This window comes from Arcicella sp. LKC2W, assembly GCF_034931005.1.
Taxonomy (GTDB): domain Bacteria; phylum Bacteroidota; class Bacteroidia; order Cytophagales; family Spirosomataceae; genus Arcicella.
On record NZ_JAYGIN010000006.1, the window covers coordinates 53310 to 68888 of the forward strand.

The following is a 15579-nucleotide window of genomic DNA, read 5'->3' on the forward strand; positions in this document are numbered from 1 at the left end:
TATTTTAAGATTGACAATTTTAAAAAGTAGTCAATTTTGACTTAGCTCAACATAAATATCTTTTCGGTTTGTTTTTTATTGATAGAAGAAGGGATAACGCTCATTATTGTATTGCGTAACCAAATTCCAAAATTATTGTTAATATGAGCTAATTTGCCCAATTGCCAACTGGTATTGACTATTTCATGTGCTTTTTTCTTACGAATATCCTGATATTTTTCAAAGGCAATATTAATATCATTTTCTTGAGATAAACAATTGCCTAAAACATAGGCATCTTCAATTGCCTGACAAGCTCCTTGTCCTAAGTTGGGAGTGGTTGCGTGTGCGGCATCACCGACTAAACATACATTTTTTTCTTGCCAATGTTGCATTGGTTTTAAGTCTAAAATATCTGCAATGATGATTTTTTCTTTTGGAGTAGCTTTTAAAATTGATACAATATCGGAGTGGAATTCTTTGAAAAAATCACTCAAATTAATATCGTGAGCGTTTTTTATGTCTTTTTGGTTAGCCAAAGCGTACCAATATACTTTTTGGGAAGAAATTTTTACAAAACCAACTCGTTTTCCTTTACCCCAAGCTTCATTTAATTCATTGGTATATTGTTGTGGTAAGGTAAAATGACAGATACCACGCCAACAAATTTGTTCTGCATTTCTGATGGTATTTTCTTGAAATAATTTATTTCTCACCACCGATTTTATACCGTCTGCTCCAATCAAAATATTAGACTGAACACTTGAATTATCATCAAAATTGAGTGTAAAATCAGTGTTTTTTTGAATATCAACTAATTTTTTTGACAAGGAAATATTTTCAAAACCGACTGCATCAGCCAATATTTTTTGTAACTCGCCTCTATGAATGGCTACATTATGAACGCCATATTTTTGTTCAAAAACTGATAAATCTATGACAGAAAGCGGTTTTAAGTTTTCGTCAGTAATTTTCATATACGAAATCTTATTGCCTGCTGCTTGAATTTTATCTTGAAGCCCTAATTTTTGAAAGACCTGCATAGCATTATTGGCAATAATAATTCCAGCTCCCACAGGCTTTATTTCTGCTGTTCCTTCATAAAGAGCAACATCAAAACCTTTTTGTTTGAGGGTCAGAGCAGTAGTTAGCCCACCGATACCCGCACCAATAATGCTAATAGGATTTTTCATTTAGCAACGATTACGTTTGATAACATCTTGATATACAAATCAATACCTTCTTCAATTTCATTCAAATAAATAAATTCGTCGGCAGTATGAGAACGTTCTGAATGTCCAGGTCCCATTTTTAACGATTGACAATCCAAAACCGCTTGGTCGGATGTAGTGGGTGAACCATACGTTTTTCTGCCCATTTCAATTCCTGCTTTTACAATTGGATGCTCCATCGGAATTGACGATGGTTTTAAACGAATAGAACGTGCATCTGCTTGGGAATCAATGTTTTGTCGAATAGTTTCCAGTGTTTCTTCTAATGTATATTGCTCCGTTACTCGGCAATCAATCGTAAAATTACAAGTATCTGGCACAACGTTGTGTTGTTTTCCTGCATTGATAATGGTTACGGACATTTTCATTTTTCCTAATACGGGCGAAATTTTAGGAAACTCATAATTTTGAATCCAATTAATGTCTTTGATAGCTTTGTAAATAGCATTTTCGCCTTCTTCACGGGCGGCGTGTCCAGCTACTCCGTGAGCGGTACAATCAACTACCATTAACCCTTTTTCTGCAATTGCCAAGTGCATTTCAGTAGGCTCTCCGACGATGGCGAAGGAGATTTCGGGCAAATCATTTTCTTTCAAAAGTAATTCCAAACCGTTTTTTCCAGAAATTTCTTCCTCTGCCGAAGCTACAAATAATACGTTGAATTTTAGGTCACTACGATTATAAAAGTAATAAAAAGTAGCCAATAAACTTACTAAACAACCGCCCGCATCGTTGCTTCCCAAACCGAACAGTTTTCCATCTTTTACCAATGGCTCAAAAGGATTTAATGTCCATGAAGGATTGGGTTTTACGGTGTCGTGATGGGAGTTTAATAAAACCGTTGGAAGTTCGGGATTGAAGTGTTTGTTTCTTGCCCAAAGGTTATTGATTTTTCTGCGGAAAGGAATATTTCGTTCTCTAAAAAACTCTTCGAGAATATCGCCTGTAAGATTTTCTTCACGACTAAAAGACTGTGTAGCAATGAGTTGCTTTAAAAGAACAATTGCATCTTGCGTGATTTGTTGTTGTAAGGTCATAAAATGTACAACGATTTTCCTAAATCGTTTCTTTTTAGTTCATCCCGTTTACGATTCTGGAGAATCTTGATATATTTTTACGATTTAGGAAAATCGTTGTACAAGGTTCTCTATATCTTCTTTTTTTACCAAAGTATTCACCCATTCTTCTGGTATTTGCTCAAAACCATAAAAAAGTCCTGCCAAACCACCCGTTACCGACCCAATAGTATCGGCATCATCCCCTAAATTTACGGCTTTCAATACGGCATCTTTAAAATTATCTGTCGTCAGAAATGCCCATAAACTGGCTTCAAGCGTATGGACAATGTAGCCAGATGAATAAATATCTTCTTGTGGAATTCTTGAAATATCGTCGAACAAAATTCGGTTATAAAGTTCTATTTCAGAAGTTTTAATATTAATTAAATGTAAATAATCTCTGACGATGTTTTGTGTCTCGGCGTAAGCATCACATTTATCTTTTTCTTTCAGGAGATTAATGACAAATTCAACGGCAAAGAAACACCCAATAATCGAGCGAATATGTGCATGAGTAATGGAAGAAACTTCTTTGACAATTCTAAAACGTTCGTCGATTGGTTTATTTTGGAGATGAATGGCTAAAGGTAAAATTCGCATCAAAGAGCCATTTCCGTTGGAGTAGTCATCGCACTCTCCTGATAATGAGGCAGGTACGCCTTTGGCGAGTTTGTCCATAGCATTACGAGTGGCAACGCCCATATCAAAAATCTCACCGTGTGGAGTCCATTGATTATATTGATACCAATGACAAAAACGATTGGCTAATTTTTGAACTTCGTAACCTTCAATTAATTGTTCTACCAAAAGCATTGACATCGCCGTATCGTCTGACCACGTACCTGCGGGCTGATGATGCGTACCATACGCACGCATACACGTTACGGGATTAGCCTGTAAGTGTTTACGACTCATAAACTCAACGGGTACGCCCAATGCGTCGCCGATTGCTATGCCAAAAAGGAGTCCTTTGGTGTGCATTTGTGGGAGAAGATGTCTTATAGTTTTAGTTCTTCGGGAAGGTATTTTACAAGGTCAATCATTATGTTGTCTAAATGGTCAAAATCTCCATCCGTTGTAATCAATTTAAACTTGAAAACTTTGGAAATAGCAGCAATCCATAAGTCATTCTTTCCCATGTTTCTGGCAGAATCACCTAATTTAAGAAATGAGTATTTGTTTTGACTAAAAGCGTCTATAATTGCGTATGCTTCTACAATTTTATCATCAGAAATATCAATAATTGCTATTTCGTTTAGTAAATCAGTTAGTTTTTGAACTTTGGATTTACCCCAACCATTTTGTAATGCTATTGATATAGCTTCCCCTTTATTTACAATCGTAGTAAATTCAAGTAGTTGCTTGTTGGGATTTACAAAATTTCTAACTTTTTCGTCTATACTATTATCTCGAACAATATGTAAAAGAATATTGGTATCGTAAAGTATAGCCATACTAATTGTCTAATGATTTCAAGGCTTTTTCAAACTCTTCATCAGTCAATTTAATAATTCCTGACATTTTGATATTTTTACTTTCGTACTTGGTCTTTTTCGCCCATTTATCTATTCCTCCTGCCTGTAAAATCTCACTTGCAGAGATGATATTTGATTTTCTTCCTACCATTAGAATTGAGGTTTTAAGTTGAGGTTTTAAGTTTAGGTACAAATATACAAATTGTTTTAGGTTTAGAGAAGGTTGTTAGCATTTTACATATAACAGAAAAATGGCAAATTTTAATCCAGAAAAAAATCAATATTTTCCCTAATAAACTTCTGCCTGTATGGTGCTAAATCGTCAAGTTCGTAAAACTCATCATCTAATTCATCAAGATTAATATTTCGTTTATCTATGAATTCATCCTTTTGATTTATGTATATTTCATAAGCCCGTTTAAGAAGATTATGATGTTTCGGAGCATTAATTTTTTGTAATCCATTTAGTGCAGGAAAAATCAAATCTTCAAAATTTAGAAAAAATTGATCAAATCCACCATTACATATATCTCCTTCCATAACACCAACCGAATAAATTTCACATAGAACTTCATCTTTTTCATTATTTTCAAAATACTCACCAAATGTTCCACAATGCTTTTCAGAGCCTTTATCAATAATAAGCTCATCAAGTTCTTCATCGTCTAAATTTGCAATGGTATCAGAATTAATTTTTCTCATATTAGTATTTTTTTATGATTAAATGATACAATCATCCTAAACAATCTTAGTCCCAGCCGTTCCTTCATTTACCGCCAATCTCACCTCCGCCGCATGGCAAATCGTTACTTGGGCGACACCTTCTCCAATCGCTTTAAAAGCATTATCCAACTTCGGAATCATGCCTGTATGAATGGCTCCGTCGGCTTTTAGTTGTTCGTAATAATCTTTTTTTAGAATTGGAATTACTGAATTATCATCGTCCACATCGGTCAAAACGCCTTTTTTCTCGAAGCAATAAACCAAATTCACCTCATAATCTTTTGCCATTGCTACGGCTATGGCTTGGGCTTGGGTATCGGCATTGGTATTGAGCATATTGCCTTCTTTGTCGTAGGTCAAAGGAGCAAAAATTGGCACTAAATTTTGCTTTAAAAGGCTATCAATGAATATGTTATCAACCTTTTCAATGTCGCCCACAAAACCGTAGTCTATTTCTTTGACAGGACGCTTTTTAGACAAAATTACACCTGCATCTGCACCCGTGAGTCCGATGGTATTTACACCTCTACTTTGTAATTGGGCAACTAAAGTTTTGTTAACCAACCCACCGTAAACCATCGTAACTACGTCCAACATGGCTTTGTCGGTGATTCTTCTACCTTCTACCATGACGGTTTCAACGTCTAATTTTACGGCAACTTGCGTAGCAATTTTTCCTCCGCCATGAACTAAAATCTTTGGTGAAGGTATTTGAGCGAAATCATTGAGAAAATTTTCCCTTAAAGTTGGATTATCAACAACGTTCCCGCCAATTTTTATAATGGTTAATTTCATTTTAGGGGTTAGGTTTTAGGGGTTGGGTGTTAGGGATAAAAGCTAAATACCTATTTTGCTAACCCCTAAAACCTAACCCCCAACACCTAAAATAAATATGGACTTTCTTCTCTGATAATTTTTAATAGAATTTGCTTTAAAACCACTTGGGCTGCCCAAACTCGATTTCCTGCTTGTTGAATAACTACCGAATTTGGCGAATCCAAAACGGCATCGTCAACCACTACATTTCTACGAACTGGCAAACAGTGCATAAATTTAGCATTATCAGTCAATGCCATTTTTTCTGTTGTGATTTTCCAAGATGGGTCTTGACTCAAAATCTTGCCATAATCATTATACGATGACCAATTTTTGGCATAAATAAAATCTGCATCTTTGAATGCTTCTTCTTGATTATGCGTTACTTTGGCGTTTCCTACAAATTCTGGGGCGAGTTCGTAACCTTCTGGATGAGTAATGACAAAATCCACGTCAGCGGCGTTCATCCATTCTGCAAAAGAGTTCGGAACGGCTTGTGGAAGTGCTTTTACGTGCGGAGCCCATGATAGAACTACCTTCGGACGTGGTTTTGTTTTGAGTTCTTCAATGGTGATTAAATCCGTTAAAGATTGTAATGGGTGACGAGTTGCCGATTCTAAACTCACAATCGGGCGACCCGTATGTTTTACAAACTGGTTTAATACATTTTCAGAATAGTCTTCTTCACGATTTTCCAAAGTCGGAAAACTACGAATACCCACGATGTCGCAATATTGCCCAACAACAGGTGCGGCTTCTTTGATATGTTCAGCTTTGTTGCCGTCCATAATGGCACCGTCTTCAAATTCTAATCCCCAACCATCTTGCCCAACATTCATCACAATAAGTTCAAGCCCTAAATTTTGGGCAGCTCTTTGTGTGCTTAAACGTGTACGAAGACTCGAATTAAAGAATAAAAGTCCCATTGTGCGGTTTTTACCGATGTGCTTATCGGCATAGGGAGTTTTTTTATATAACAAGGCTTCTTTTACCAAAGCCTGAACATCAATAGCATCTTTGACAGATAAAAAGTGTTGCATGGAGATTTGTTAAGTCGTATGTCTGTAAGTCGTAAGTATTTTCAGTTGATAAGTTGAAAATGTACTGGCAAATCTGCTATTTTTCTACTTATAACTTATGACCGAAAGACGGTCGCTTAGAGACTTACGACTTTTATTTTACAAAGTTAATCCAAATGTTAAAATATTGCAGTTTTTTGTTAAAACTGTTAAGAGATGTTAAATGGTTAAGTGCTTGTTAAATAATATGATACTTGATTGCGTAATAGAGTGGAAGAATAATTTTTCACTAAACTCCTTTAATAAAATCATGCAAAATCTACGTAACCCTTTCAGCATACGCTTGGCGTATTTAACTATGGCAATTATTTGCACCAATTATGTTTCAATTTTAGCTCAGGACGAGCAGAAAGCTTTTAAAGAAGGAGATAAAACTCTTTCAGTAGGAATTTCTGGAGGAATGGGGTCTTTCGGTTATTCTCAAGTTACTCCTTCTATATCTTTTGATTATGGACTTCCCGGTACACGTGGAATTGTGAGCTTGGGCGGTTTTTTTAGTTATTCACAAGTTAAAAATCCTTACGGAAGCAGTTATCCAAGTTATAGCAATACGGATAGTCTTTATACGATTTATAAAAATGTAGGTGACCAAAGGAGACAAACAGTAACTGCGGGACTTCGCTTTGGTTTACATTATGCTACTCGTAAATGGGATTTGTACGCAGGTGCTATGATTGGTTATCAAAAAACATTTGTTGATGAATTTTCAAATACAGTTGAACAGTATAAAGGCTCTCCTTCTAACATCCCATCATCTTATGGAGTTTTACCTGTCGATGCAAGGCTAATTAATAAGGGAACACTTACTCAACAAGGGTACAACTCGGGACAGATGGTTTTTAGTCCATACGTTGGTGCTAAATATTATGTTACGAAGAAGGTTTCTCTCAACTTGGAAGTTGGACAATATACTGGCAATGCTGGTATCGGTTTTAAATTCTAAACAAAAAATTAGGCGAGCCTTACAAAGGTTCGCCTAAAAATATCACTAACACACCAAAATATAATTAAGTATTCTACTAAGAACACAAAATGTATTTCTTAATTATTATACGATGTTGTTAATGTAAAGTCACGGTGAGATTCAAAAAAAACTTAATATTTTCTGAAATATGTTTTCTTTTCGGATAGTTTTCCGCCTAAACTTCGTTTAAATCTGGCTAAACCTTCGTTTAAAACGCCTTTATCTGTTGCAATCCCTAAATCTAATAATTTGAAATTTTCTTTTTGACCATATTCATAAATGCCTGACAATAAATAAATTGTTGGACTATGTTTTAAGTATTGCTCATTGTCGGCGAGATAGAATGTGTATAAAATATCCTGATTTATTTTAATGGTTACGCCTGTGGCAATTAATACGTCAATATCATAGACTGAAAAAAGTTGAAAATTATCTGGGAATTTTTGAAAATGCTCTGTCAACTGTTCTAAAGTCATAGTCATTGGTCGATTTTTTCGTAATCGAGAATTAGCAATGAAAGCATGAATTATTGAGAAATCAGGATTAGTTTCATTTTTGATAACGAACTCATTTTTAATTGATTTTTTAAGTAATTGCTTGGCTCTTGGAGAAATAATAATTTCTAAAAATGATTTTTCGGTAACATCAATTTCGTAATTGTGTTCGGTATATTTTATTTGAAAGTGTAATTTCTGAAGGCAGTTTTCAAGTATATGCTTTTGTTGTTCCGATAAATATTTTTCTGGATATAAATTGATATGGATTTCAGAAATATTTTTTGAAAAGAGAAAAGATTCAACCCGTTCTAAGAATTGATGTAAAGAAATTTCAGAAAGAGATTGGCTAAATTCTATTCCGCCAAAAGTTGCTTTGAAAGGAGAGTAGGCAATTTTATCTTTGATAATGACGCTAAAACGAGCTTCAATAGTTTTAAAATTAACTTCTTGCCAATAAAAAGTGTATAAATCATCTCCACCTTGATGTTTTAAATGTTCAATTTCATTGAAGAAATATCGCTGAAAATTAAATAAATTATCAGGGACAAAGTGAGCATTTTCGGAGATAATTAATTGATATTTCACGAGTTGATTCATAAAAATAAAAGGATTTCAAAATTAGTTTGAAATCCTTTTATTGTCCCTTTCAGTATGTTTGTTTTTTCTTAGGAAGATATATTTGTAGTCCCACTAAAAGACTAATTAAATTACTCCTTGATGATGATAAGTTGTTAGAGTTGAAGGAATTACCGTAATTTCCTGTAATGTCAATTGATACATAATCACTGACAAAGTTAGCAAGTCCTGCTCCAACGCTGTAATTTGGAGAACCTCCTTCTGTATTAAAATTCACATTACCAAGAAGGAAAAATTTAGAAGACCTTTCATTATTAAAATAATACCGAGCCTGTGGTCCAAGAATGGTATTACTTCCAGAACTAACGTACAAAATATTAGCTCCAAGAGCCACATTTTTTGAAATCATTTTAGCTCCAGACAAACTTCCATAAAGTATGTCTGCTCCAGAGCTATTCAAATACGATAAATTTCCCCCAATAAGCCAAGTGCCTTTGTCGAGATAGTTATTGTTATATTTTATGGGTGTTTCGGAGGCTTGCGAATGAGCAATAAATGAAGAAGTAAAAAGGCATAAAGCCACAAAAAATTGCTTTTTAAACATGGTATAAGAGTTTAAGATGTAAGAAAACTTTAATTGAGGATATTTATAGAGTAGGGACAATAGGTAAAGTTTTCAGAACGTAAGGTATTACATTTTCAAGAGCAGTTGTACTTTTGTAGTATAAAATGCTGAAATAGATTTATCAAAAGGTAAACCTTATTCAAATTATTTGTGTTAGAAAAAATAAAAGCAAAGATTTGGAAACTCAACAACCTCCTCAAAATAAAATGATAGCATGGCTCAAGCGACTCGGCTGGGCTGGTTTTTTCTTTTTTTTGATAAAAGGCGTAACACTATATATTCTTATCCCATATTTAATTGCCAAAGGTGTAATTAGCTGTGATAAATAAGGTTTTAGAGCTTAGATTTTAAAGAGCTTTTTCACTTCTAAAACCTAAGCACTCAAACCTTAAACTATTTCACTTCTTCAGCACCCGTAGTAGGTTTTATTCCACCCATCAAATCCTGTAAAAACTTCTCAATATCTGGGAATTGCTCTTTCAAAGCTGCTGCACCTTCCGTTTTTAATTTCTCGAAATATTCTGGAGCTTTATCAATAGCACCTTCCGCTTCGGTTTTCAATTGAGACGCTTTATCTTTCAAATCAGCAAGCGTTTTTTCGCCTTCTTCCGTTTGTAAATATTTGTTTAGGGCAACTCCTGCGGCGGCACCTAAAAGAAATGTTGCAATGTGTTTTGCGTTTACTGACATGGTTTTATGTTTTAAAAATTAACTCCTGATTTTTCTAAATATTGTGAAATATTAAACTTAACTCCATCTATAATTTCAATGTCTTTCGACCAATCTATTAATAACCAATCTTTGCCTTGTTCAGCCACAATAACTTTTTTTGAAGCTGATAAAACCCAAATAACTTTCTCAACTCCCCAAGACAATAAACGGTCAGTTTTTTGATAAATATAGGTTTGCTCGGTAAAATCAGTGGTATCAATACTGACATCAATTTCAATATCTATTTTGGGAGGAACATCTAAATAATGAGTGTCAATTTTAGAAATAGGCAATTTAATTTGCTCATAAATCATCACATCTCCCGAAAGGTTATTGTTTACATCAAGGTGCATTCCACCCTCTCCAGTAAATACAAAATACTGATTTTCATCTAATTGACGAATTAATAAATACGTAAAATAGCGTAAAATAAAAACCTGTAAACCACTTGCACCCATAATACTTTCTAATGTTTTTTCTTTGCGTAAAACTGCTTTATAGCCTTTATAATAGATAGGAATCCCGTTCAATATCTCTTTGACGAGATATGCAGGCACTTTCCGAGGAACTTTTCTTTGTGCGGTACTTGTCATAATATTGCTTGTGAATTTTATTGTGAATTTACGATTTTTTCAATGATTTTCACGGCATGAATTCTTGAATTTTCGATAAACAACGAGTGTGTATTCATCCCTCCACAAATTACTCCCGCAAGGAAAACGTTGGGTAAATTGGTCTCTTGCGTTTCATCATCGTAAGTCGGTTTCATGATTTCATCGGCTGATAGAGTGATGCCTATTTTACGTAAAAAATCAAGATTGGGCTGATAACCCGTCATCGCAATTACGTAATCATTTTCTATCGTAACAATTCCTTCTGGAGTTTTTATATCAATTTCATTTTCACGTATTTCTGTTACTTCCGAATTGAAAAATGCCTTAATCGAACCTTCTTTAATACGGTTTTCTATGTCAGGTTTTGCCCAATATTTTACTCTACTTCCAATTTCATCATGTCTCAAAATCATTGTAACATCAGCACCTTTTCGCCATGTTTCGAGGGCGGCATCTACGGCAGAATTATTCGCTCCTACAACGACCACCTTTTGCAAAGCGTAAAAATGCGGTTCCTCATAATAATGGGTTACTTTCGGAAGGTTTTCGCCTGCAACATTCATCAAATACGGAATGTCATAAAAACCTGTGGCAATTACGATATTTTTGGTTTCGTACTGACTCTTTTTTGTATGAATGGTGTAAAAACCGTCAGATTTGGGCGAAATGTTGTCCACTTCTTCAAACAACTTCAGGTTCAATTTACGGTGTAATGCCACTCGGCGATAATATTCTAAAGCTTCTGAGCGTGTTGGCTTTGCGTTATTTGACACAAAGGGAACATCGCCAATTTCCAGACGGTCGGAGGTGCTGAAAAAAGTCATATTTGCGGGATAATTATAAAGCGAATTGACCAAGCACCCTTTCTCTAAAACCAAATAATTGAGTCCTGCCGTTTGAGCTTCAAGTCCACACGCCAAGCCAATTGGACCACCACCGATGATAATTAAGTCGTACATTTTTAATGAGGTAGGACAGTTTTCTCAACTGTCTTTTTAAAATTTATTGATAGGTTGCTAACCTGTTGTCTCTGCTTACAGGTTTGAAACCTGTGTTACTTATCAACAACCTGGAAAGCTGTTCTACTGACAAATAAACACAAAAAAAATCCCATCAGGTTCATTTCTGATGGGATTTTTATCAAGTAACACAGGTTTTAACCTGTTTTTCAAAATACAGGTTAAAACCTGTGTTACTCACTTTTCACCGAACTTGCCCCTGATACATCAGATTTTACCGATGGTTGTCCACGATAACGTAATGATGATGCTCCGCTTGCTTCAACAGTTAATGTTTTTGAGGCGTTTACTTTTACAGAACTTGCTCCTGAAATATCCGCATCAACATCACGTGCTGGGAAATTGTAACAGTTTACATTACTCGCTCCCGATACGTCATAATTCATTTTAGAAGTATTTCCGTTCATTTTGATGGATGATGCTCCCGAACAATCTAAATTTACTTTGTCGGCTTTGATATTGATTTCTGCGTTAGAAGCCCCTGAAAATTTTAAAGAAATTTCTTCTAAATCATTGAATCCTGAGATTTTAGATTTGGTTGCTCCCGAAAAATCTACCATTTTCAGTGTTGGCATTACGATGGTGAAAGTAACTTTTTTACGATTTTTGTTCCATCCCCAACCTTTGCTACTGCGGTATTTTGCAATGAGTGTTCCACTACTAATTTTTACCTCTAAATCTTCAAGGTCTTCGGCACGCTCAGCATCAACCAATACCTTATAAGTTGAACCTTGTGTTATGGCAATTTGAAAGGCGTTTGACATATCCAATTTGTCGAATCCTTTTAATGGATAATCTTTTCTGTTTTGTGCCATTAATACGTTTGTAACGAATAATAATGTGGCAATGGCAAATAAATTTCGAAGGTTGAGTTTCATTTTCATGTTATTTTGATGTTTTATATCAGATGCAAGTTTAGAGAATAAGGTTGCAATGTGCTTGGAAAATTGTTTGAGCTATGATTTATTTGATTTAGAGATTTTAGGATTAGTTTATCAGATAAAATTATCGAGTTTAAGGCAGTCGTCCTTCAAAAGGACGACTGCCTTTGTGTCGTCATAAACTTATTCTTTCTCCACCGAACCACCTTCTTGTTGTACCGAACGGCTTACAGATGGCTCGCCACGATAGCGAATTTGTGCGTGAGAAAAGGTTTTTGCTTCCATTTTTTCTTTCACATTTATCTCTGCGGAGGTGTTATCTTTTGCTTCTACTTTTGCTGAAAGTGCTTCAAAATCAAAGGCTTGGAGTTTTGCATTTGAGGCTAATTTTGCCGTTAATGATTGCGTATTCCCACTTATATTTAACGAATTGTTATCAGATAAATCAATTGTGAAATTGTCGGTTGATAAATTATGGATTGAACTTTCTCCATTTCCGCCTTTCATCGTAATTCCTTTTAGAGTTGGCATGGTGATGTGGACTTCTAAAATACGATTATCCTTTTGTTCGATTTGTAAAGTATTATTGGCAACTGAATATTTAATTTGGTCGAGATTATCAACGCCACCTACTTCCACTTTAAATTCATTTCCTTGACGAATAATTATATTGCAAGAACCATCTTTTCCGTCTGTTTTTACGTATTCAAAACCTTTTACATCAAGTGTTCTGATGGGTGTTCCTGTTGTGAAATCATCTTCACGGTAAGTATTGTCGTCGTTATTTTCTTCTTCTTCCTTCAAAATTCTATTGATACAAACTAATTCACCATCTTTTGTGAATTTCCAAAGTGAACCTTTGAATTTATCGCCTTCTGCATCTTCCCAATATTGTCTGTCAAGTGAATTATCCATAAATTCTGCAAACCCACGAGTCATCGAAAAAGGTTTTTCATAAGGAATATAAACCTTCATTTTGATGTGTTGGTCACGGAAACGAGCATTATCTTTAAACTCTAATCGGTCATCAAATTTCAAAATGGAATCTTTCTGAACAATATTATAGCTAACTGCCAAAGCGTTTTTCTCGGCTTCTTGTTTATCTTGCCCATCAGCTCTGAAAACTTGTTCAACTCTGATATTGGTGCCATCGTAGCCAATCAGCTCTGTTGAAGGCTCCCAATCTTGACCTAATCCTGTATAATTAAGCTCAAATAATGGTGTTTTAGGGTCAATTGTATAGGTTGTAACTTTCTCGATTGATGCAGTTTTGGCAAAATTACGAGCGTAACGTACTCCTGTGTACATCGTGGTTAAAAGTCCAACAATGAAAACACCTAAAGCACTTTGCCAAACGGTTGGCGTAAATAGATTTTTACGAGTAAGAAGTGATAAACCCGCCCAAGCAACCACAAAAGCTGGAACTGCGGAGGCTAAAAATGCACCAATTAGCATCAATGGAGAGGCATCACGACCAATTAACCCTACTGGAATACTGTCTCCGAAATAAATATTAGCATTTTCTAAAGCCGTCATTCCTACAAAAAGAGCGAAGAATAAAGCTACGATGAAAATTACGCCCACGAAGGTCATCATTCCACCAATAAAAATTTTCCCTGCCGAAATCAAAAACTCTGCAAAAGGCCCTAATGCTTTGAAAACCTGCGAGATAATTCTGAAAGGAAGTAATAAAAGTTTGGTTAAAGAGTCTTCTGGTTTGTTTTCAACATTAAATGTTCTTTTAATATTTGATTCAATGTTTTCAAGGGTGATTGGCTCGCCAGACATTTGCATTTTGTCGGTCAAGGTTTTTGCTTCGGGAGCTATTGCCCACAAAATCAAATAGATGATAACGCCAGAACCAAATAAGAAAATACTTAAAACGGATACAAAACGCAACATTCCTAAATCCCAACCTGTGTAAGAGGCAATGCCGCTGACAACGCCACCCAATACTTTTCCGTCGGGATTACGGTAAAATTTACGGATACGCTCGTCTTCTTCCAACATGGCATTGGCAGGGAACGCAATCCAACAAGCAATGTATAAAACGAAAGAAATTCCTGATAAAACACCCGCCGTAATTGGTCCAATTCCTAAAAGCAGAAATAAAAATGCCAAACGAATCCAAAGTGGGTCGAAGCCCAAATTGTAGGCTAAACCTGCACAAACACCGCCCAAGATTTTACGTTTGGTATCACGATACAGTTTTTTGGGAGCTGAATAATGCTTGTAATCGTAGTTATACTTATGTTGTTGGTTATGAGTTTCTTCCGTAGTTTTTGACTCCGTAGTGTCACTTGTGTTTTCTTTTTTAGTTTCGCCTGCTGTTGCCAAATCTTCATCTTCTTCGATGGCGGCAAAGTCGGAAACTGAACCCATAGAGGCAATTAAGCCGTCAACATCTTCCAAAGAAATAGCTTGTTTGTCTTCAGACTTTTGTTTGTCCCAAAACTTTTCGGCAATGCGTGCTTCAATGTCCTCAACGATTTCTTTTGAGCCTTCGTAAGAGGAAAAATATTTCTGAATGGCTTTCAGATAGGCATTCAATTTATCGAATCCGTCATCTTCGATATAAAACACGATGCCTGCGATATTGATTGATATAGTCTTTTTCATTGGAGTATTTTTAAATTCTCAATTTCAAATGTTCACGGATTATTTGAACACTGAGCATTGAACATTGTGGATTGAAAATTTTACGCTTGACTTTTGTCTTGTGTATTATGATGATGAAATGAATCGTGGATTATTTGGGCAACTGAGGTTTGTAGTTCCGTCCAAGTTTCCTCAAATTGAGCCAGAAAAATTTTACCTGTATCAGTCAAAACATAATATTTTCGAGGAGGTCCAGAAGCGGATTCAACCCATTTATAATCTAATAATCCAGAGTTTTTCAGACGAGTCAGCAGTGGATACAACGTTCCTTCCACAACCATAATTTTTGCCGAAGTAAGTTCTTCAAGCATATCAGAGGCATAAACTTCACCTCTTGAAATAATGTGCAGAATACAGAATTCAAGAATTCCTTTTCGCATTTGCACTTTGGCGTTTTCTAAATCCATAATTTTAATGGTTTTCTATGTGAATAGTTACGGAGATAATGAGTGATGTGGTTTATGGAGAAGTTTAAGTATTTTGTAAAATCTTATTTTTATTTAATTCATCACTTTATATCTGCGTAACCCTTTTCTTCTAAATAACTATACAAAGATATAATAAGGTACTATGTAAAGCAAGGTACTATAAGGAAATTTTATCTTTTCTGGATAAATGGTGGAAATTGAAGGATTAAAGGTTGATGAATATTTTGTTTTTCTTCCAAAACAA

The 15579-nt window shown here is 35.2% G+C and carries 18 protein-coding genes; 2 read left to right on the top strand and 16 right to left on the bottom strand.

All coding sequences use genetic code 11. From position 1 onward, the window contains the following. Nucleotides 1–41: 41 nt before the first annotated feature. The 8 genes from VB796_RS07085 to VB796_RS07120 form a co-directional block, all read right to left on the bottom strand. Nucleotides 42–1172, bottom strand: coding sequence for an FAD-dependent monooxygenase (locus tag VB796_RS07085; RefSeq protein ID WP_323345822.1), 1131 nt, complete (start codon nucleotides 1170–1172; stop codon nucleotides 42–44). Beyond that, on the bottom strand, nucleotides 1169–2248 hold the full coding sequence (locus VB796_RS07090) for a M20 family metallo-hydrolase (RefSeq protein WP_323345823.1): 1080 nt from the start codon (nucleotides 2246–2248) through the stop codon (nucleotides 1169–1171). The genes VB796_RS07085 and VB796_RS07090 overlap by 4 nt, the downstream gene beginning before the upstream one ends. An 84-nt stretch (nucleotides 2249–2332) precedes the next feature. After that, a complete protein-coding gene (locus VB796_RS07095; protein ID WP_323345824.1) occupies nucleotides 2333–3250 on the bottom strand; it encodes an ADP-ribosylglycohydrolase family protein in 918 nt (305 codons plus the stop codon). A 17-nt stretch (nucleotides 3251–3267) separates the two neighbouring features. Beyond that, the gene (locus VB796_RS07100) at nucleotides 3268–3723 is read right to left on the bottom strand and encodes a PIN domain-containing protein (RefSeq protein WP_323345825.1); all 456 of its coding nucleotides are present in this window, start codon (nucleotides 3721–3723) and stop codon (nucleotides 3268–3270) included. Nucleotide 3724: 1 nt separating this feature from the next. Continuing rightward, nucleotides 3725–3895 carry a hypothetical protein gene (locus VB796_RS07105; protein WP_323345826.1) on the bottom strand — a complete coding sequence of 57 codons (171 nt, stop codon included), beginning with the start codon at nucleotides 3893–3895 and terminating at the stop codon, nucleotides 3725–3727. A gap of 110 nt (nucleotides 3896–4005) precedes the next feature. After that, nucleotides 4006–4446, bottom strand: a complete 441-nt coding sequence (locus VB796_RS07110) for a DMP19 family protein (RefSeq protein WP_323345827.1) — start codon at nucleotides 4444–4446, stop codon at nucleotides 4006–4008. A 36-nt stretch (nucleotides 4447–4482) separates the two neighbouring features. Continuing rightward, nucleotides 4483–5262 (bottom strand): acetylglutamate kinase, encoded by a 780-nt coding sequence (argB, locus tag VB796_RS07115; RefSeq protein WP_323345828.1) that lies wholly within the window; start codon nucleotides 5260–5262, stop codon nucleotides 4483–4485. A gap of 86 nt (nucleotides 5263–5348) precedes the next feature. Further along, nucleotides 5349–6323 carry an N-acetylornithine carbamoyltransferase gene (locus tag VB796_RS07120; RefSeq protein ID WP_323345829.1) on the bottom strand — a complete coding sequence of 325 codons (975 nt, stop codon included), beginning with the start codon at nucleotides 6321–6323 and terminating at the stop codon, nucleotides 5349–5351. A gap of 289 nt (nucleotides 6324–6612) precedes the next feature. Between VB796_RS07120 and VB796_RS07125 the strand changes: the two genes are divergently transcribed. Next, complete coding sequence (locus VB796_RS07125) at nucleotides 6613–7305, top strand: hypothetical protein (protein WP_323345830.1); 693 nt, start codon at nucleotides 6613–6615, stop codon at nucleotides 7303–7305. A 152-nt stretch (nucleotides 7306–7457) separates the two neighbouring features. On the opposite strand, the gene VB796_RS07130 is transcribed toward VB796_RS07125, so the two are convergent. Together VB796_RS07130 and VB796_RS07135 are read right to left on the bottom strand one after the other, a co-directional pair. Then, a complete protein-coding gene (locus tag VB796_RS07130) occupies nucleotides 7458–8420 on the bottom strand; it encodes a hypothetical protein (protein WP_323345831.1) in 963 nt (320 codons plus the stop codon). 49 nt (nucleotides 8421–8469) lie between these two features. Continuing rightward, nucleotides 8470–9003 carry a hypothetical protein gene (locus VB796_RS07135; RefSeq protein ID WP_323345832.1) on the bottom strand — a complete coding sequence of 178 codons (534 nt, stop codon included), beginning with the start codon at nucleotides 9001–9003 and terminating at the stop codon, nucleotides 8470–8472. A 227-nt stretch (nucleotides 9004–9230) separates the two neighbouring features. Here VB796_RS07135 and VB796_RS07140 point away from each other — a divergent pair, with 227 nt between their 5' ends. Then, complete coding sequence (locus tag VB796_RS07140; protein ID WP_323345833.1) at nucleotides 9231–9353, top strand: hypothetical protein; 123 nt, start codon at nucleotides 9231–9233, stop codon at nucleotides 9351–9353. 64 nt (nucleotides 9354–9417) lie between these two features. On the opposite strand, the gene VB796_RS07145 is transcribed toward VB796_RS07140, so the two are convergent. The 6 genes from VB796_RS07145 to VB796_RS07170 all read right to left on the bottom strand — a co-directional run bounded on the left by VB796_RS07145 (nucleotide 9418) and on the right by VB796_RS07170 (nucleotide 15314). Further along, nucleotides 9418–9714, bottom strand: coding sequence for a YtxH domain-containing protein (locus VB796_RS07145; protein WP_109741476.1), 297 nt, complete (start codon nucleotides 9712–9714; stop codon nucleotides 9418–9420). Nucleotides 9715–9725: 11 nt separating this feature from the next. Beyond that, nucleotides 9726–10328, bottom strand: a complete 603-nt coding sequence (locus VB796_RS07150; protein ID WP_323345834.1) for a Uma2 family endonuclease — start codon at nucleotides 10326–10328, stop codon at nucleotides 9726–9728. A 17-nt stretch (nucleotides 10329–10345) separates the two neighbouring features. Then, nucleotides 10346–11308 carry a YpdA family putative bacillithiol disulfide reductase gene (locus VB796_RS07155; protein ID WP_323345835.1) on the bottom strand — a complete coding sequence of 321 codons (963 nt, stop codon included), beginning with the start codon at nucleotides 11306–11308 and terminating at the stop codon, nucleotides 10346–10348. A gap of 233 nt (nucleotides 11309–11541) precedes the next feature. Continuing rightward, complete coding sequence (locus VB796_RS07160; RefSeq protein ID WP_323345836.1) at nucleotides 11542–12246, bottom strand: head GIN domain-containing protein; 705 nt, start codon at nucleotides 12244–12246, stop codon at nucleotides 11542–11544. Nucleotides 12247–12432: 186 nt separating this feature from the next. Then, nucleotides 12433–14868 carry a PspC domain-containing protein gene (locus tag VB796_RS07165; RefSeq protein WP_323345837.1) on the bottom strand — a complete coding sequence of 812 codons (2436 nt, stop codon included), beginning with the start codon at nucleotides 14866–14868 and terminating at the stop codon, nucleotides 12433–12435. 80 nt (nucleotides 14869–14948) lie between these two features. After that, nucleotides 14949–15314: a PadR family transcriptional regulator gene (locus VB796_RS07170; protein WP_323345838.1), complete on the bottom strand. Its 366-nt coding sequence runs from the start codon at nucleotides 15312–15314 to the stop codon at nucleotides 14949–14951. Nucleotides 15315–15579 lie beyond the last annotated feature (265 nt).